Source organism: Mesorhizobium sp. M9A.F.Ca.ET.002.03.1.2, from assembly GCF_003952365.1.
In the GTDB taxonomy this organism is placed as follows: domain Bacteria; phylum Pseudomonadota; class Alphaproteobacteria; order Rhizobiales; family Rhizobiaceae; genus Mesorhizobium.
This window is the reverse complement of sequence record NZ_CP034443.1, coordinates 2,635,662-2,654,275: the sequence shown is the minus strand read 5'-3', so window position 1 is coordinate 2,654,275 and position 18,614 is coordinate 2,635,662. Positions and strand designations below refer to the sequence as shown.

Here is an 18,614-nt window from a genome sequence, read left to right as displayed (position 1 = left end):
TGCTCGTGAAATGGTTCAACGATGATCCGGGACCTTCGCCGCTTGGCGTGGCACCTGACCAGCTGCAAGATCACGAATCTGCTTACATCAGTCAGCTGGTCGATATTTATGGCGAGCGCGCCGGATCAAAGTTCGAGAACCCGGCTGCGGTTCTACAGGACGCTCGGTGGGGCACCCATTTGCGTGATCAGCGAACTCGGTACTTCGACGCGGCCGAGTTCGATCGTTATTATCGTGACTCGACCCCTCCGGACTATCTTTCGACGTTCAAGGATGAGGTTTATCACGGGGTTTCGGATGTCTACACGGAGTCCAACGGTGACGGCCTGGATCGTGTGACAAGGGTGCTGTCGCAGGCGGCTACCATCCAAGCTTCCGGGGTGTTACGACGCCACGCGCGGGTGCAGGTCAAACAAGGTACCTGTCATCATTTCGCGAATGAGGGGCGGCTTCCGTGGAAGTGATCAGCGAGGGACGGCAACCGAGTCATCCTTTCAACAGCACCCTCGAGACCGGCATCCGAGCGGTGATGCTGTTGGAAGCATTTTATCCGCGTCAGTGTGATCTGATCGAAATGACTTGGCTGGACCACTTGGTCGTTCATACGGCTGACCTCGATGGAGAGGACGTGCCCCCCAGTCTCCATCCGGACTTGCCGAATCGCACCGGTGAACTCTTCGTTCGTCGTCAGCTGGTGGAGAAGAGCTTGCGCATCATGCAGCAGGTGCATCTCGTTGACGTCGTGGAAACAGACCTTGGCGTCACGTTTGTCGCCAGCGAAGATGCGCCAACCTACCTAGACCTGCTTCAGTCCGACTATTCGATGGCACTCAAAGAGCGTGCCCGCTGGATTGCCCAGCGCTTTGCTGGAATGGCGACGGTCGAAATCAAAGCTGTGATTGAGGCCAAGATCGGCCGCTGGACCGCCGAATTCCGCGCAGATCACGCCCCCACCGGCAGTAGCGCATAATGGCGAGCGGCATCACGATTCGTCACCTGGTTTTCACAGGACCATCAGTCGCGCCGGCTGAACTGTCGTTCAACGATGGCCTCAACATAGTTTACGGAGCCTCCAACACCGGCAAGTCGTTTACGACCAAGGCGCTAAACTTCATGCTGGCAGCGACCAAGGAATTGCCCAAAACTGAGGAAATCACGCACTACGATGCTGTTTGGCTAGGACTGACGCTCTCTAGCGCCCGAGACGTCACACTTTATCGGGCTACAAAGGGCGGCGCGTTCCGTGTGCACGATGGGATGATCAAGAATACACCCTCTGCGGCGGGGGCCATCCTTCAAGGTAAATTCGACGCCAAGCGAAGCGACAACGTTTCATATTTCCTCCTGGAGACGCTTGGCCTTGCGAACAAGGTAATCGTCAAAAGCGCGAACGCGGAAAAAGATACTCTCTCGATCCGCTTGCTATCTCCGTACGTCGTTGTGTCGGAGGAAGACATCATTTCCGAGAGAAGTCCCGTCCTCTATTCTGGAATTCCCAGTCAGCGGACGTTTGAACGGAACTTGTTCCGTCTGCTTCTAACCGGCAACGACGATGGCGCGGCTGTTACCGTTGCAGGTAAAAAGGAGAAAAGTGTCGCCCGAACTGCAAAGGTTGAGTTGGTCGATGAGATGATCGCTCAACTTGATGAGGAGATTGGCGAGGGTGGGCCGACGCGTGAGGAGCTCACCGAACAGATCAGAAAGATCGAAGGATCCCTAGGCTCCCTGCATGACAACTTGCGTCAGGCTCAAAACAATCTTGACAGCCTTGTGACCGAGCGTCGGCAGCTTGTGGAAACCCAACGCGACCTGGTTCCTCGATTTACGGAACTCGAAGTGACGCTGCAGCGCTTCGGCCGTCTTAGTGAGGTCTACAAGTCCGACATTGCCCGGCTACAGGCTTTGGAGGAGGGCGGATTCATACTGGTCACTATGGCGGAACGCGATTGTCCGGTCTGCGGGGCGCCGCCTGCGGTCCAGCGGCACAATCATGCCGCAGATGAGATCGCCCTTGCTCACAGGGCTGCTGCCGCCGAGGTGAGGAAGATTCAGATTGAGCAGCGTGAACTAGGTCAGACGATAACATCGCTTGAGGCCGAGGCAACGGGCTTGCGAAGCAGGTCTGCAAAGTTGTCGGACGAGATTGATCGTGCTGGGAAAAGAATAGAGGACGCTCGGCCCAAAGAAATCGCTGCACGTCACCTCTACGAAGAACTCTCTGCCACCAAGGCACGGCTTGATCGAGCGGAAGACCTTTACGAGAGAAGGGACCGTCTCGTGGTTCGTCGATCCCAGATCGAAGAAGGTTTCTGAGGGCAAGGCAGACAAACTCGACGTGGGTGTGGATAGCACAATTGCCTACACATTCGGAGAGGTCGTGCGAGAAGTATTGACGGCTTGGAAATTTCCACAAGCCGACCGCGCGCAGTTCGATATTGAAACGAACGATGTTACCATCGGAGGTAAGCCCAGGTCGGCGAACGGAAAAGGCGTCCGGGCCATCTTGCATGCCGCATTCAATGTTGCGGTGCTTCTCTTCTGCCGGCGCCGAGATTTGCCACATCCCGGCTTTTTGGTTCTAGACACACCGCTTCTCACATATCGCGAGCCGATGAAGAGCAAGCACGGCGAGCTTTCAGCCGACGAGGAAGAACTTAAGAAAACAAGCCTTGCGACGCACTTCTATGAACATCTCGCTGGCCTGAAAGACCTGGCGCAGATCATCATAATTGAGAATTCCGACCCCCCGAACGGAATTCGGCCTCTAGCCAAAATTGAGACCTTTACCGGCGTGGACGGTGAAGGCAGATACGGTCTTTTCCCTAAGCTGGGTTAGCCCCAACTCAAACCCGTGCACGTACAGTTGACGCACGAGGATACCTCGTGGCGGCACCGGGCATTGCGAACAAAACAAGAATCTGGGATCGTCCAAAGTGATAGCTTGGGATGATTCGAACTGTGACTGCCACCGCTACATGGATAAGGTTCGGCAAGCCGCTGCTCAAATAACGCCTTCAGCGCCTCATCCAGCCGCGCCGTCGCCTCGCTCACCGTCGAGGCCGAAAAGGAATGGCCGCACAGCTCTTCGGTGATCGCCTTGACCTTGCGGGTTGACACGCCTTGCACGTACATCTCGACCAGCGCCGATACCAGTTCCTTCTCCGAGCGCTGGTAGCACTCGAACAAGGAGAACCGGCCGACCCGATCCTGCGGAAAGCGAAGTTCCAGGACCCCAACCCGCGTCACAAGCTTGCGCTCATAATAGCCGGACCGGTAACCAACCCGCTCCGCCGTTCGCTCGCCTTTCTCGGCCCCGATCGCCTCCGTCATCTCGGCTTCCAAGCCTCCTGCACGACAGTCTGCAAAACTCTGCGAAAGGCGTCCTCATCTGACAACAGCAACGCTTTCAACTCGCCTCTGCTCAGTCTAACGTCTCGCTTGGTCATGGCACTTGCCCTTCCACGGGAATCGGTGATCGCAACGTCACCAGCGTGCCATGGCCGCCCCTCGCCTCAGAGTAAGGGCTGTTCTCTCTCCAGAGCTTTTTGCAGAACCTTCAGGATACTATCTAAGCAAGCTGCCCCACAGTTTTTAGTAAACACTTCAGTGTTGTTTGACGACAATGCCGGCGAGAGAGACGCAATGCATGTTGGCGCATTTTATGAATTTTTTGCGGGGCGGGATGGCGCGGGCCGGATTGGGTGTGGTCTTGCCTATTCGCCTTGATCCGAGAAAAGCGGCGGGCTACGCCGCTAACTTGGGCGGCGAGATTGACGATCGGCGACGTCGCTAAGGTCGATGTCGCCCAATTCCCCTGACGCAGATGACCCGACGCCGACGGTGACCAAGGGCATCGCGCATAATTGTTGTTTATGTTTAACCCACTTTCGACGCGATGCACTCAGTTCGTCAGTGTGGAATCGCAGTTCCGTCCCCGTCCAAGTCTCCCTTTGTGTCCTCTTCGTCCTCGGCTCCTTCCTCTACTAGGCTCTCGCCGCCGAGTTTCTCGAAGCGTCTTTCCGCCAGCCAGTTCATGCGCCTAGTCTGGGTCACGAGCACACGTCGAAGGCCCATCTTTACCTCGCGTTCGGAGATGACCTGCGACAGCTTGGACACGATGAGCGCCCGACGTGCCAAACGGGTGTCCGGATGGCCGCGCAACTCCTGGATCCGGTCGGAGACAATCGAACCACGCATGGAAGGCGGCTCGGTGATTTCTACAGTCGGCGCCGGCGGGTCCTTCTCATTCAGGATCGCCTTGAACTTGCTCTCGTTGCGTAGCCGAGTGAAGACAAGGTGCTCGAGCGCGTTTAGGTGCGCATTCGCCGTTTTAAAGTCAGAGTGCTTCGACCCCACGGCCTCGAACTGCGGCAGTGGCCAGACCTGTATCTCCGCCACCTCAAAAGGGTCCAACACCGACATCGCCACAGCGTCGGTGCGCTGGTTCGTGAGGTGGCGCCCGACGCGGCCGGAAACCTTCTCCTTGGTCTGGCCGACGTAGATCGGCTCCCCGTCGTAGTCGTAGAACGCGTATACTCCCCAGCGATAGCTGCCGACGGGACGCTTCTCACCCGAGGGGTCGTCGTAGAGAGTTTCGCGGAAGAATTTCCGAATGGCCTTACGCAGCTCGTCCGTTTCGAGCGGCGGTGTTTTCGTGCTGTCTGTTGTGCTGTTCGGGAGTTTCGCCATGTTGTCCCTCGGTCGCTCGGAGGACCGGCTCGAACAGGTGCTGCGCCAGAAAGCGAACGACCGGAACTGCCACCCCGTCCCCTGTAAGGTGGTAGCCTTCATTGTATGCGCGAGGCAACTTGTAGTCGTCCGGAAGTCCCATGAGCCGTGCGGTCTCCCTCGCGCTGATCAAGCGCGACCGGACACGGGCGCCGTCCACGACCATGATCGTCTGCCGGGACGACCCTCCCGTCGGTGTGCGCAGGCAGCCCGCGATCTCGTCGAAGCGCACTTCCGCTCTTACAGCTTTCCCGTTAGGATTCTGCGGTCTCGTCCGCTTGTAGACGGTCCCCACCATGCGGCGCCCGGCCCGCTTCGCGGCCTCAAGCTTCGCGATATTCACCGGAGACATCTGGGCGATCAGCCGCGCGGTCTGTTCCGTGGTGTGCCATTCGACGCTCGAGGGATTTTCTTCGACGAGGTCGGCGAAGCATGTGTTGCGGACAGGCGGAGAAGGAAGATTCCACCACAGCCACCGCTTCCGCGCCTTTGCAGGAATCCTTGCGACCGCGTTTTGAAGGCCGCGGGAATGGAAGGGCGCCACCGGCTCCGGCGATAGCATGGCCTCGTGCACCTCGAAATCCCCCCGGACGCCGATGACGAAGAGCCTTGGGCGACTCTGCGGGACAAAAAGTTTTGCGTCGATGACCATAGCGCCATAGCGGTAGCCCGCTTTCGCGAAAGTCTCGGCGATCGCCACGAAGTCAGCGCCTCCGTGGCTGGTCAGAGTCCCGTTAACGTTTTCCAGCGCGATGATCTTCGGACCGCGGGCCTCTGCGATCAGGCCGTTCATAATCGTCCAGAACGGATAGAAGGTTCCCGAACGCTCGCCTTTCAATCCAGCGCCGCCTCCGGCAAGCGACAGATCCTGACAGGGGAATGACCCCCAAGCTAAGTCGGCAGTGCCGGGGAGCTTGTCGATCTTGACTTGGCGAATATCACCGATAGTCAGCTCGCCGCCGGTCCCCCAGTTGACCTGATACGTCAGGCCTTTTTTTACATCGAAATCGTTAGCGAAGGCACACTGCCACTCTGGACCAAGTCCGGCACGCGCCATCCCTCCGCCGGCGAAAAACTCATAAAATGTCCGCATGATCTCCCCGTGATTCGCGCGTAATGCTAGCATACCCCACGCCGAAAATGGTTTACGGTTTGTTCTCATCCGTAACATGCTCACCATGAATTTTCCATGACTGCGAACGTTGATCCTGCCAGAAGCCGACAAATGTCCTTGGTCCGGTCAACCGGCACAAAACCGGAGATGGCCGTCCGCCGCCTCGCGCACGCACTCGGCTATCGCTTCAGGCTGCACCGCAAGGACTTGCCCGGGAAGCCCGACTTGGTGTTCTCCCGGCGACAGGCCGTCATCTTCGTACATGGGTGCTTCTGGCACGGACATGGGTGCAAGCGCGGCGCGCGTATGCCGAAAAAGAACCGGGAATACTGGTCGGCGAAGATCGCGAGGAACGTCGAGCGCGATGCCGCGAGCGTCGCAGCGATCGAGGCCGACGGATGGCGGGTCCTAGTGATCTGGGAATGCGAGATGAAAGACGCGGACCGCCTTGCTCGCCGACTCGCCGACTTCCTGGGCAAGCATGCTTCTTAAAAATCCCGGAGTGGCTGACTCCCTTTCTTACCTCGGTTTCAAGATCTAACATGTTCGTCAATAATCTTACTGCGTCATAAATACCGTTCAATTGATGAAAGGCTGCATTTCTATTGTGGCGTTTTTTGCACAAACAATTCGACACAAATCGGGCATGGTGGCCCTTACTTTCCGCAGCGATCACAGCGCGGAATCAGATAATGCATCCGAAAGTTGGCGTAGAGCTCACGGTGACGGATGCCGAAAACTGCCTCATGGCGATATGAATGCGACAGATGCCCTTTTCCTGACAGTCTTCGGCAAACCTTGGCCCAAAGCGAAAAAAGGTCTTCATTCATCTGAGACGGTCTGATCACGGCCCATGCCGTGCCGCCGGCAAGGCAAAGCAAGGATTACTACGTTGCCACGTGACACTCGATCTCGCGCCCACGGAGACCAATGAAATCCGACCTGAATAGCCAAACGACCCCTACGCCCGATATCGCGCCCTCCCGTGATTTCGCGCAGGTTGACAGGGTGAACTCGGCAACGAAATTGGCACCCTGTCGCGACACCTTGAGCTCCTTCTGGATCATGGTGGTGGAGACCAGCGGCCGCGACAACAGCAACTCGATCAGCCGCGGCAGTTTGAGCTCGATGCGTCGCTCCATCTGCTCCCGGGCTATCACACTGCTAGGCACCGGGGCCTTTTATGAATGTGCGGTCTTTCCAGATGGATGGTCTTACAGTTCTCCGGACGCGCAAGCGACAACGAGGCGCGCACATCTTACCTACACTCCAGTGAGAAGGTGTTATCCACGCGCAGTGCGCTTGGAATCCACATATCGGGGGTCGGGCGAAATTCAGCGGAATCGGTCCATTGGAACGTCGGCGATGGATCAGGAGCCAACGCTTGGAGCGCGCCGCTGCTAAGTTCACGGACCTCCTCTACATGAGCGGCTATGATGGTTCGTTCCACCATTACACTTGACGAAAATATCACCTGAATGAGTCGCCATTCGGACCCGAACTTTGCTGCTTTGTCGAATTCGTTGCGCGACACGAATACACGGTCTGCGGTGGCTCTTACGCACGCCTTCACCTCCAAGCGCTCGGTAGCAGAGGCCCGACGGTTCTCAATGTCGTAGCCGTACCAATCAGAGAGGAGCGCCACATGCACCGGTGAGTATCTCTCATAACGAAGGGCCGACATGATTGCGAGTTCGCCAGCATTGCCGAGCATCTTTCTGCGCTCGTCAAAGGACGCACGTGTTAGCCGATGATGTATTTCGACGAGCAGCGGTTCCAGGTCCGGCCCAAGCCAGGAAAGGGCTTCTAGGTCACTGTCGGGAATGAATTCTGGGGCCAGACGCCCGTCGACAATTGCAGCTCCAATCCACGCCAGAGGGCATCTCTGCAGCAAGAGACGGGCAATGCCCAACAGACTATGTCGATCAGCCTTGCTGTCGAAAGCGGCAAGTACGGGATTGATCGCGACGACATCGGTTATGCTAGCGAGGTTGATATCTACGAGCAGCCTCGCGGTACCTAGGACGTCAGTTGAGGCGGCCATGATGGTCGACTTCCCGCTCGCGGATATCACCCAAGAGTTGAAGTCACCTGAAGGCCTCAGCCGCGCACTGTAGGCCAGCAGGAAGGCAGCATGACAGCGTCCGCGACTTGGCAACTCATACATCTATGGTTCCGACGTGTGCGGCTACGGCCTGCCAATCATCCTCGAACGCAGGTGCACCGCCTTCGCCCTCATCTGGAGAAGGTAGTGAGATCTGGACTAGGCCGGGATCATCCATCAAACGGGAAAGCGCCCTGACCTTGTCGTGAAGCCTTCCGTCAACCGTATTGTCGATGGTGTTCGAGCTGATGAGTAGCGTGAAGCGCGTTTTTACATCCGCCGACAGCCCAAGCCTGTGAATGCGATCCTGGCTCTGCAGGAAGTGGCCCGCATTGAACGTCCTATCCAGGAACACAGCGTTGTGACACCAGTGATGGAGGCTGATGCCCTCGCCGCAGGCTGCAGGATTTGCCAGGAGCGCAACGCAGTGGGCATCATGTCGGAACCGCCGAAATTCATTCTCGCGCGTTAGGTCGCCAGGGGGAGCACCGTCGTCGGAGGGAACCCCTCCATGCACTATTGCCGGCTGATATTGCGCAAGCATTCGAGCCAACACCTTTAGGTTGCGCACGAAGTTGGACCAGATCAGGACCTTCTCGCCGCGTTCGGCTGCTGCCGCTACAATGGAAAGCACTTGTTGGTATTTCCACGGCGTCTCAAAGTTTTTGTAGCTTTGTAGCAGGTTGACGAGCGGCTCGCTGCTCGACAACTCGAGCGGCGGGTGAAGGAATCCTGGATCATCACTCTCATCCGAACCGGCCGTTAACAGCATGGGGTTTGTCGCGGCCTCGAGCAGGTACATTACTATGCGGCCAAGGCGCTGCATCTCGTGCCGACCGCGGTCGGGAAGCGAAAAAGTGGCGCGGTAGCGACCCACGAGCGTATCATAGATCGCGCTTTGAATGGGTCCCATTTGTCTGCGGATAACCTCGAACGTTATGGGAGGCAGCTCCAGCTCGCTCTTGGGAGTTCGAACGAAGTACCGCGTAATCGCTGCGTGAGTCTCGCCGAGAACATTCGGATCGCGCCCCAGCCTTTCGATGTAAGCAGACCTCGGAAGAATCTGGCGATCCTGGCCCGGGTATAGGAACTTCACCAGAGCCACTAGATCGTGCGCGCCTTGGGGGGCCGGCGTACCAGTTAGCACGTCTCGGCGATGAGCCGCATAGGCCAAATCCAACACAGCACGACCATGCACCCCCGAAGCGCCGCGCTTCACACGATGGGCTTCGTCGAGCACAACCTTGGTAGCCCCATTCGCCACGAAGGCTCTGATAATGTCATAATCGCTTGCGACGCGATTGTAATTTGAGAGCAGGATCTCCGTGTCTTGCGGGATAATTGTTTCGGGACCCCCAAAGATTACAACGCGCGGTGGCTTTTTGAAGCAAGCGACTGCATCCTCATCCCAGGCTCCGAAGGCGGCGATTGGCGCAACGACCATAAGACGGTCGATACTTCCTCGAGCGCGACCCAAAGCAAATGCCGCCAGCGCCACCGTCGTCTTACCCGCTCCAGGAACCGAAAAGTCCGCAGCATGCGGCAGACGCATGAGGCGGGCGAGATTTCTCAGTTGAAAGGGCTTCAAATTCCTTTTGAACCCGGCGGCCTCAAGCTCGGCCGCGAGGGCCTCAAGCTCGGTTTCGCTTGCCTCACCGGCTTCGATCGCCACGGAACGGGCACGGCGATCATCAGCCATTAATCGCAACTGTGATGTGAGGGTCGGTCCTAACTCAACCCGCTCTGCAAACACTGCCCGAATGTCGCGCAGGACATCGAGTTCCGCCATGAACACATCCGGGTGCACCACTGACTGCCGTGCCGATCCAGTGAGGATGCCGCGTGCAAAGGCTTCCTGCAGCCGGGCCCAGGCACCAGGATTCGTATCGTCCAAGCGATCGACGACGACCGTCGGACGGTCCTGCCGATAGAGCTCGGCACGGATCATCCGCGTGCCTCGAGCTTGCTCACTTCGGCCTTGAGCGCGGCCACCTTGGTTTGGAAGTCGGCTTCATTCCATCCGTCAAAGCTACGCGCCCGTTCAAGCGCAGCAGCTGCGCGGCCAACCTGCTCCTTGGCGGCGGCAAGACGGCTCAATGGAGCCACGAGCGCCTTTGCGTCCTTAGAATCCTCATCGGCTTCCTGTGCCGCGACGGCGATGGCAGCCCCTACGGAAGCAATTAGATCGGATACGACAGCGCTCTTGCCATCTGCGAGAGTCACTATCTCTTCGCTGCGCTTGCGCGCGAAGAAGGCGAGGATATCGGAAAGGTCCTCTTCCTGTGCTGCATCACCGAGGGCGTCATCGAGAACATCGCCGCCATTGTTGGGCACATCATGCCTGATGGCACAAAGCAGCGGTGCGATTGTCGGATCCGATTCCAATTCCTGCCTGACTAGTGCGGCGGCATCCGGCCGCTGAAGGTGGCGAAGATCGCGGTAGTTGACCCCGGTCAGCGTGCCAAGGAAGTAGGCGCCCCGAACGGAATTGGCCTCAGCCTTAGGCTTAGTTCGGATGTGCCTAGTGAGTTCCTCAAAAGCCGACTCGTTCTCATCAAAGTCGGCGTGGTGGCGAGTGCCGTCTGACAGTGCCACCAGCTGATGCAGCTGCTGCAGCTTTTCATACTGCGCCCGAACCTTGGGTACATCCTTGTGCATCCTCGCCGCGACTCGATCCCAGTTCTGGGCTTCGCGGTTGAACAGTTCCTCGATCAAGAGCGCTTCATTGACCCACGAATAGTCTTCGCGGAAGTCACGTGCGATCTGCAGCTCAGTCTCGAGATCGACCAGTTCATCCATGGTCGCATCGGCCGGAAGGACGAGGCAGCGGACATATCGAGAAGGCGCATGCTGATTGTCTAAATAGAGGCTACGAAGCGCAGCGGACCTACGGTTGCCGTTTACAAGAACGCCCTCCGCAGTAGCTACGGCCGGCTCCTGCTGACCACGTTCTCTCAGATCAGCCTTGAGATCATAGAAGCCCGGCTGAGATTTCAGGATACGAAGCTGTGCCGCTTGTGCTTCCGACCCCATCGGGTCCGCCGAAAACAGGTCTGGGCGCCCCTTCGTCTCAATCTCTCGCATCTGTTCAGCCTTAGTCCGGTGGTTCAGAGTGGAGAGCCGCACCCACGTCACCTCCAGGTCCACCAGCGGCAGTTCGCGATCTGGCCGCGACCAGGCGGCCAGCAGCGCGCGTCGTTTCGACGAGCTCTGGCGCGCGACAAGGTGTTGGACTCGTTCCTGATCTAACACAGGGTTCATCATTTTTAGCTCCTGAAGGTGGTCAACCGTCCCGGACCAAACCGGGAGGCGACTGTGGTCCTGATGCCGCGGACGCCTTGGTGAAACCCGATGTACCCGGTCAAAACACTTGCATTGCCTGCATCGACATTGAACGAAGAGAGCAGAACTGCCGGGAATCGCCGTTGGCGGCGACCGTGCCAGTTGAAGTCAGGTCCTTGGCCCCGCTCCGGCATGATCCAGATACACGGAGGAGGAATGCGGTTTCCGCCAATCTCCACTGCCCGGCCCATCTTCGGACACGGTCGAAGGTCTGACCCGCAGAGGTCATTGTGGAAGATGATGCCATCAAGCGTATCTGGTGCATCCGAGAAAAAGCGACGGCGGAGTCGGTTGACCCCTTTGAAAACATGTTCTCCGGGTTCCGAGGCCAGACTCGGGCACAACCACCAAAGGTAGGTCTCGACCGCCCATGAGGGAACAGACCATGCAACGCTGCTGTGAGCGCCGTCGGGACACCCCTTCTGGATGATGGCTACGTTACCAATGTCAGGCACGGCCAGTTGGTAAACCGTATCCTTTCCGTAGACTGGGCGAACCACACTGGCTATCGCGCCCACAGCCAACATATGATCGAAGATCATACCCAGAAAGTCACGCCGATCGGCATTGCTGGCGGCCGTGCTGCCGCGAAGCTTCTCGATCGCGGCAGGGAGGGCCAATCTAAACTCGCCCGCCGAGAGTCCTCGCTGATAAAGGTACTGCGGGTCATCGGCGATGCCGCTGACGATTTCGGCAACGCGATTTACCACCTCCTCCGGCGGTGCCCCCCGATGGCGACATGGTGCAGCTTCTTCACCAGCCATTAATCCCCCCCATATCGCCGGTATTTAACGCGCCGGCCGACGCGATGTGTTCAAGCGTTATAATGATGTGAGGGACGGACTGCAAAGAGTCGGCCTCAACAAAACGATGTTCGCGGCTATTATTTGTCAGGAGTTCTGGCTTTCGCGCCCGCCTCTCTCATTGACAACGGGTACACTCTGAACCGATGCGGGAGAGAGCACTAAGCGCGGGCCGCAGCACTGTCGCTTTGCAGTTAATGATGAGAGTTGCTTGTCAACGCTTTCAGTATGTTAGCTATACACCTAATTTGAGAATGTGCACTTAATTTGATGATGGAGCCCGGCCATTGGCATTTAATTTGAGAATCAACGTCAACACCTTATCGGGCTAGTATTTCTCGAAAACGTCTTATGGAATTCAATGGTTCAAGGCTTTCGGAAAATACGATTGAAATTCGAGAATCCGAACTTCAATATTCCTAAATTATATGCCAATCATGGTCGAAACTACTGCTTTCTTACAGTTAACTGCCAAAGCGACAGATTTTGATGTCAACGCGGCAACTGACTCATGGAGCGTCAGATAATATACCCTGCTTGCCTATAGCAGAATGCGACGTGGTTCTGGACTCAACGTTTACGCTTTCAGAGCTCACCATTTTTGAGATGGCAGGCTTACAACGGGTGGTTTCTTGGTCAAGCGGAGATTGCAGAATACGAGGCGGTTCTAAGCTGCCCATATGCACCGACTCCGCTACGACCCTGCGCCAATGCGGAGGCTGAGGGCACTGAGATGGTTCATCTTAGGCTAATCGCAGCAACTACCATTTTGGAGGGATAATATGGAATACAAGCTACACAGGATCGCACCCAATTCAGAAGCCGTCACGCGGCAGATTGAGCCAGAAGGGGGTCGGCAGCTACGTTCATGAACACGGGTTCGGGCACGAGGACTGGAATTTCAATATTGATTTCGCGATCGATGGACAGGTCGTCGGCTACACGGTAGCGCTTCCTGCCAAGAAATATGAGGGCCAGAGATTTGGCCTGGTCCTAGCGACCTTCGATGCTGGCGGGTGGCGAGCGGCAGGCTATTACGACGGAGCCATATTACTTGATAAACCCGCCGCTCCGTCAGCCTCAGCGGTGGAGCAGATGGCGATTGATGTTTTCGAACTCGCCAAAATCAATCAGGTTGCCCATCGATACATGAACCAAACACTTACCCAGATAGAGAACTCCATCCGAAGCGATTTTGTGTACTTTCGCTTGGGCGGTCCCAAAAGATCGGATTGTCGTATTCCGGGAGTCGCTACCAATACCGCCAAACATTTTCGAGCCCGGCCGGCAAAGGATGGTAACTTCGTACAACTTGTCCGAAGAGCAGTTCAGGGCGATCACGAAGCTAGGAGCAGATGCTAGTGGAAGAGAGGGTGAGCGTTCCGAAGAAGAAGGCGCACGCAGGCTCAGGCTTCATTGGGCCATTGAACGGAAGCCGCAACTGGTCGCCGCTTTCAAGGCGAGCCTGACTTCATTCGCATGCACGGTTTGCGGCTTTGATTTCGAGAGAACTTATAAGGAGCGCGGCATTGGCTTCATCGAATGCCACCATACGAAGCCCGTGGCAGAAATACGGCCCGGCGAAAAGACGCGATTGAGCGACCTTCGGGCGGTCTCCTCAAACTGTCACCAGATGCTACACCGCAAACCCATGCTCATGGTGGAAGAACTCAGGGATGTAGTGGAAGGGAAATAAGCTGAACGTTCATCCTTTGCCCGACGGCTCAAAGACTATCACGTGGCAGTTGTGCAGGACTATGGCTAAGGCGAGCACCGGCATCGGCTGCCGCTCGATAACCGGGTGAAGTCGGCGCGAATCCGAGGCAGAGAAGGGGGCGCCCAGAGTGTTACTTTTCAGCATGTCGCTTGGCCGCTCGGTCTGCACGTAAACGCGATCCGGGCCGAGAGGTGTTCGTTGACCGCGCTATCGACACCGCCATCACCAGAACGGCCAAGTTGGGCGACGCCGATGAGCGACAGGCGCTTGTGGATGTCTCAGCCAGGATCCGTGTATCTTTGGGACAACAATCGCCAAGGTGAAGAAGATAGATCAAATGTCTCTTCCTGAAACGTGTCGGAGACTGTCAGCACATCGTTGGCGATTGTGAATGTCGCCGAATTGGACTGCATCGTTGCACCGTCTCTGTTGACCCAATTCAGCGAACTCCGGCCATTGCCGATCGAGCAATTGTAAATTTGTCCCAACTCGCTTTTAAATGAGAACCATTGACCCTGCTGCTCCACGTATTCGGGCGGCAACTTCAAATAAAAATAGGTATGAACCCCGGCAGTACATATGGCGTCATCCAGCTAACGCTGGCCATTCGTCAAGGATGATTTCCCTCTTGATGAGTTTGACGTCACAGCTACGGAGGTCATCGCAATACTCGCTGTGGCCGGCTGAGCTGAAATTGTCGATCCTCTAAACCAAATGAAGCAACACATCCCAACAAGCGCAACGATCAGCCAGCCGGTCAAGCCGCCGCGTTCTTGGCCTGGAAAGGCCGTTCGCTGCCTCGAATTGTGATCTCAGGCACAGAGCGGTCCGGTGTTGTGTTGTGCAGCGACCCAAAGCGCAACACGTGGCCCGTTGCAAACGGGACAGACCACGGCTGTCAGCGGAATGACACTTTGGCATTTGGGGCAATGTTTTTCCTGAGACTCGGGCAATGTCATCGCTTGTCCCCGGGAGCAGACGCTGCCGCTCCGCCGCGAAAGTCCACCGTTCTTCAGTGGCAGAAAACCTTAGCACCCACACACTGTCATAGTCATCACGACGAAAAGTAGTGCGGGACCTTTTCACACGCTATAAGTGCGTCTATAACCGGACGCGTCAGTCTTTGCCGCAGCAGGTCCAGGTAAAAGGTGTTTGGCGGGAACCGAGCGGCCGCCTTGGCGATGATAATCCAGGTGGTCACGCGCGCTTTGATGCGGCGCCGCGGCACTGTCCCCAATTTCGGTCACAATGACATCTCTGCCGATCGGGATTTGCGGAGATCGTCAGCCGCTGCGCTGACAGGTACATCAGTGGGCACGGCAAGCCGCCGCAGGAGATTTTTATCCACGGCCGCACCCGGTTCAATGGTGCGGAGAGTGAGGGCTTCCGCAGCGCGGTTCCGGCGGGAACGACTATTTCCGGCATCCAGATTACCAAGCCGAATGACCTCAAGCTTTTTCGCAAAGGCGGCGTGCAGTTTTGCGGGGCCTGGCGCTTGAGATCGACCATCGCAACGCATTTTGAGAGGTTCCAACGCCCTTGAAGGTGCTCATTGTTTTTGGTGACACGCGGCTCCATCAGGTGCTGGCTGATGTTCTCGCTCTGACGAAGCTGAACTTCAATGCGTGCCTTTTCAGCGACGGTTAGCCGGACACTCTCCGATTTGCCGACGACATCGGGGAAATCTTGACCGCGATACCGGGCGTGGGGTCGAAACCGCTATCGTTTCGGCACTACATTTAGCCAGCAATGACGCCTGCAAAGGTTAGGCGGCACTGGGCGCAGCTTTCCATATAATATTTTACGGTTCTCGCTTCCGTATTTGGTTGCACATAGCAGCCCAATTAAAGAATAAGAACAATCGGCAGGGAGATGGGAATGGTCACGAACTACCAGGATCAGATCGAACGGGTTTCGAGCGAAAGCCTCGACGTTTTCGAGAGAATTTCCAAGGACGCACGTTCGGCGCTTGGCGAGCCCTACTCCACCGGCCCGACGGCGCTCGCCAGCGTGAACACCTTTACGTCAGGCGAAGCCGTCAAGGCCCTGGGCAACGTCGACAGCGCAAACCGCCGTGCTCTCGAACTGCTCGCCAAAGAACCGGCCATCGCCAGGGTGGTAGCACGCCAGGACGATGGAAAGATCGTCATCTATTACATCTGCCGTGGAACGGCTTCAGGAAGACCCGGCGGAGACAAACGCTTCGCTGGACGCAATTCGTTGATGGGCCGGCTGGCGTCCTTGGATGTGGGCGACGATTTCGATATCCGAACCCCTGGTGGCGTTCAGTCTGTCGAGATCATCGAGAAGGCGATCCTTCATCCTCATCAGCGCCAGGGCCAGTGGGACTCGCGTAACTCCATTCTGGAGGGCGAATCCTACGGGCCCATTACCGTCATCTCCATGCTCGATGCACTCGCCGTGCATATTGCCGTCGGGGAAGATAGCTCCATCCTCGACAGTATTTTGGCTATCGATGAGCAAGCAACCAACATCATTGAAGGCATCCGGCGCAGTGTCGTCACGAAGATGGGCCTGCGTGACCAACCGATCCTGGATCGCTATCAGGACGAGATTTTCCGGTTGCCCCTCAACACTCAGTTGCTGATTATAGGACCGCCCGGCACGGGCAAGACCACGACCTTGATCCGGCGTTTGGGACAGAAGGTCGATCGTATCTATCTTGATGACGATGAACGGCGCTTGACCGACAACAGCAGTGCCGACAATGCCGTGGATCACTCTCACAGTTGGCTGATGTTCACTCCCACGGACCTGCTCAAGCAGTATCTCAAGGAGGCCTTCGCGCGCGAAAACATTGCTGCGCCCGACCAGAAGATCGCGACATGGTCAAGCTTTCGGCAAGGCCTGGCGCGAAACAGGTTTCGCATCCTCAAAGCTTCTGACGGCGGCGGACCTTTCATCATGAAGGAAGGTGAATCCTATGTCCTTCCTGACGTGCTCAACAGGCAAACAGCTTGGTATGAGGATTTTGTAAGCTGGCAGGCCGGCGACTACTGGGAGGATTTAGGCGGTGCAGCCGACCTCCTTGAAAAGAATGGAAACTCGGAAACCGCGCGCCTCGGGCGGAGGCTTAGAGAAGCCGTCGCGGAAGCGCCTACCATTTCGCTTCCTCGCGCCTTACTGGAACTGGTGAGCGTTTCCTCTGACGTTGAAGGTTTCCTCTCCAGCATGAGGGAAGAAACCGACACCGCGTTGCGGCGGCGCCTCAATACCCAGGTCAATCAGGACCGAAAATTTCTCGAAGGCCTGGCGGCATTTATCGACGGGCTCAATACGCCCGACGACGACAATGACGAGCAAGACGGCGACGAGGACGAAGATGTCCAGAACCAGGCACCTCGTCCGCGCATGGCGGCAACTGCGGCAGCCTATATGCGAAATCTGCGCAGCCAGGCCCGGGCGCGCTTTGGTCGACGTACATTGGGCCGAACCACGCGATCTGGCCGTATTGCGGAATGGATAGGCGACCGCACTTTATCCGAGGACGAGCTCCGTGCGATAGGCGAGAGCCTGCAAATCCAGACGGCGCTCCGAAAGTTCACCAATCCTATCCGGAGATACTTGAACGGCATACCGGCAAGGTATCGTCGGTTCCGGCGTCTGCGCCAGTCGGAAGGTGCCTGGTATGTCGCAGCTCCTATTCCCGTGAGTGATGTCGACCCTCAAGAGGTGGATATCCTGTTGTTGTGTACGATGCGTACGGCGTCGAGCCTGGTCCAGGACCGCACAGTTCGACGCAATATCGATCAGCCGGCTTACGGCATTCTAAAGGACTTTCAGAGCGTCGTTCGCAATCAGATCATGGTCGATGAGGCAACAGATTTTTCGCCGATAACGCTTGCCTGTATGGGCGCACTCAGCAATCCGGCTATTCAGTCATTTTTTGCCTGCGGCGATTTCAATCAGAGGATAACAAGTTGGGGAAGCAGGAGTGCCGACGAGATGCGTTGGGCTTTCCCCAAAATCGACCTCAAGCCGATCCAGGTTTCATACCGTCACACGCGGCAGCTCAATCGCTTGGCATCGGAGATTGTCCGTCTGTGTTCCGGCGAGACTGTCGAAGCGGTTCTCCCTAAAAACGTCGAGAACGACGGTTGGGCTCCAGTCCTGGGCGTTGACCTCACTGGGCGTGATGAGACCGTATCGTGGCTTGCCGCTCGCATCATTGAGATCGAGCGGTTGACGAAGCCCCTCCCTTCCGTCGCAATCCTGGTGAATGACGAGGCGGAAGTTGGGCCACTTGCCGATAGATTGAAAACTGCGCTTGCAGATCAGAATCTCAACGTGATCGCGTGCTACAAAGGCCAGTCTGTTGGGCAGGACAGCGACATCAGGATTTTCGATGTTCAGCACATCAAAGGCCTGGAATTTGAAGCCGTGTTTTTTGTTGGCATCGACACCTTGGCGACACTGCGCCCCGAGCTGTTCGACAAATTTCTCTATGTGGGCGCAACCCGTGCCGCGACCTATCTCGGGCTTACATGCGTCGGAAGCGCGTTGCCTAAGAAGATCGGCTCCCTTCAAAGTGACTTTGTTCAAGGCTGGAGCACCTAGCGGTATCTCTATGGCGCATTCAACGCCCAATCGCGGCCAATCCTTCGCAGGTCGTTGCCTGTAAGCCTGCTTCGTCTGGAGTCGACCGTGAACTATCCGCAAGCCATTGATCTGGCATGTTGATTGAGGCGGATAGCGGCTTTGGAATTGCGGGATTGGCGGTTTATGAGCGCTGTTTTCCTGCAATTCGGTTTGCGATTCCCTTGTGCTGCGGAGCGTGATTCACTC

General features: G+C 56.9%; 14 protein-coding genes and 1 pseudogene. 7 read left to right on the top strand and 8 right to left on the bottom strand.

What is annotated here, in order from left to right; translation table 11 throughout:
* Positions 1-5: 5 nt before the first annotated feature.
* Genes EJ066_RS31610 through EJ066_RS31605 form a run of 4 tightly spaced genes read left to right on the top strand, consistent with a single transcriptional unit; the run spans position 6 to position 2,836 of the window.
* Positions 6-464 carry an ABC-three component system protein gene (locus tag EJ066_RS31610; protein WP_210211055.1) on the top strand — a complete coding sequence of 153 codons (459 nt, stop codon included), beginning with the start codon at positions 6-8 and terminating at the stop codon, positions 462-464.
* Complete coding sequence (locus EJ066_RS12855) at positions 455-970, top strand: ABC-three component system middle component 2 (protein WP_245455134.1); 516 nt, start codon at positions 455-457, stop codon at positions 968-970. Before EJ066_RS31610 ends, EJ066_RS12855 begins: the two co-directional genes overlap by 10 nt.
* Positions 970-2,313 (top strand): hypothetical protein, encoded by a 1,344-nt coding sequence (locus tag EJ066_RS12850; protein ID WP_210211054.1) that lies wholly within the window; start codon positions 970-972, stop codon positions 2,311-2,313. The genes EJ066_RS12855 and EJ066_RS12850 overlap by 1 nt, the downstream gene beginning before the upstream one ends.
* Complete coding sequence (locus EJ066_RS31605; RefSeq protein ID WP_210211053.1) at positions 2,237-2,836, top strand: hypothetical protein; 600 nt, start codon at positions 2,237-2,239, stop codon at positions 2,834-2,836. Before EJ066_RS12850 ends, EJ066_RS31605 begins: the two co-directional genes overlap by 77 nt.
* Positions 2,837-2,979: 143 nt before the next feature.
* Here the strand turns inward: EJ066_RS31605 and EJ066_RS31600 are convergent.
* From EJ066_RS31600 to EJ066_RS12835, 3 genes and pseudogenes are all read right to left on the bottom strand, one after another.
* Positions 2,980-3,446 (bottom strand): annotated as a pseudogene (locus EJ066_RS31600) (transposase); the annotation flags it as partial.
* A gap of 463 nt (positions 3,447-3,909) precedes the next feature.
* Positions 3,910-4,689 carry a GIY-YIG nuclease family protein gene (locus EJ066_RS12840; protein WP_095482962.1) on the bottom strand — a complete coding sequence of 260 codons (780 nt, stop codon included), beginning with the start codon at positions 4,687-4,689 and terminating at the stop codon, positions 3,910-3,912.
* Positions 4,619-5,821, bottom strand: a complete 1,203-nt coding sequence (locus EJ066_RS12835) for a DNA cytosine methyltransferase (protein ID WP_126038276.1) — start codon at positions 5,819-5,821, stop codon at positions 4,619-4,621. Before EJ066_RS12835 ends, EJ066_RS12840 begins: the two co-directional genes overlap by 71 nt.
* Positions 5,822-5,989: 168 nt before the next feature.
* On the opposite strand from EJ066_RS12835, the gene EJ066_RS12830 reads away from it, so the two are divergent.
* Positions 5,990-6,334 carry a very short patch repair endonuclease gene (locus EJ066_RS12830; protein ID WP_348629317.1) on the top strand — a complete coding sequence of 115 codons (345 nt, stop codon included), beginning with the start codon at positions 5,990-5,992 and terminating at the stop codon, positions 6,332-6,334.
* Between the two features lie 395 nt (positions 6,335-6,729).
* Here EJ066_RS12830 and EJ066_RS12825 read toward each other — a convergent pair whose 3' ends face one another.
* The 5 genes from EJ066_RS12825 to EJ066_RS12805 all read right to left on the bottom strand — a co-directional run bounded on the left by EJ066_RS12825 (position 6,730) and on the right by EJ066_RS12805 (position 12,052).
* Positions 6,730-6,984 carry a helix-turn-helix domain-containing protein gene (locus EJ066_RS12825; protein ID WP_126038270.1) on the bottom strand — a complete coding sequence of 85 codons (255 nt, stop codon included), beginning with the start codon at positions 6,982-6,984 and terminating at the stop codon, positions 6,730-6,732.
* A gap of 116 nt (positions 6,985-7,100) precedes the next feature.
* Positions 7,101-8,009 carry a DUF3883 domain-containing protein gene (locus EJ066_RS12820; RefSeq protein ID WP_126038267.1) on the bottom strand — a complete coding sequence of 303 codons (909 nt, stop codon included), beginning with the start codon at positions 8,007-8,009 and terminating at the stop codon, positions 7,101-7,103.
* Complete coding sequence (locus EJ066_RS12815) at positions 8,002-9,894, bottom strand: DEAD/DEAH box helicase (RefSeq protein ID WP_126038264.1); 1,893 nt, start codon at positions 9,892-9,894, stop codon at positions 8,002-8,004. The genes EJ066_RS12820 and EJ066_RS12815 overlap by 8 nt, the downstream gene beginning before the upstream one ends.
* On the bottom strand, positions 9,891-11,210 hold the full coding sequence (locus tag EJ066_RS12810; RefSeq protein ID WP_126038261.1) for a ParB/RepB/Spo0J family partition protein: 1,320 nt from the start codon (positions 11,208-11,210) through the stop codon (positions 9,891-9,893). The genes EJ066_RS12815 and EJ066_RS12810 overlap by 4 nt, the downstream gene beginning before the upstream one ends.
* A 2-nt stretch (positions 11,211-11,212) precedes the next feature.
* Positions 11,213-12,052: a hypothetical protein gene (locus EJ066_RS12805; RefSeq protein ID WP_126038259.1), complete on the bottom strand. Its 840-nt coding sequence runs from the start codon at positions 12,050-12,052 to the stop codon at positions 11,213-11,215.
* An 876-nt stretch (positions 12,053-12,928) separates the two neighbouring features.
* Between EJ066_RS12805 and EJ066_RS31320 the strand changes: the two genes are divergently transcribed.
* On the top strand, positions 12,929-13,453 hold the full coding sequence (locus EJ066_RS31320; protein ID WP_127855960.1) for a hypothetical protein: 525 nt from the start codon (positions 12,929-12,931) through the stop codon (positions 13,451-13,453).
* A 2,233-nt stretch (positions 13,454-15,686) separates the two neighbouring features.
* Positions 15,687-18,386 carry an ATP-binding domain-containing protein gene (locus EJ066_RS12795; protein WP_210211052.1) on the top strand — a complete coding sequence of 900 codons (2,700 nt, stop codon included), beginning with the start codon at positions 15,687-15,689 and terminating at the stop codon, positions 18,384-18,386.
* The last annotated feature ends 228 nt before the right edge of the window (positions 18,387-18,614 follow it).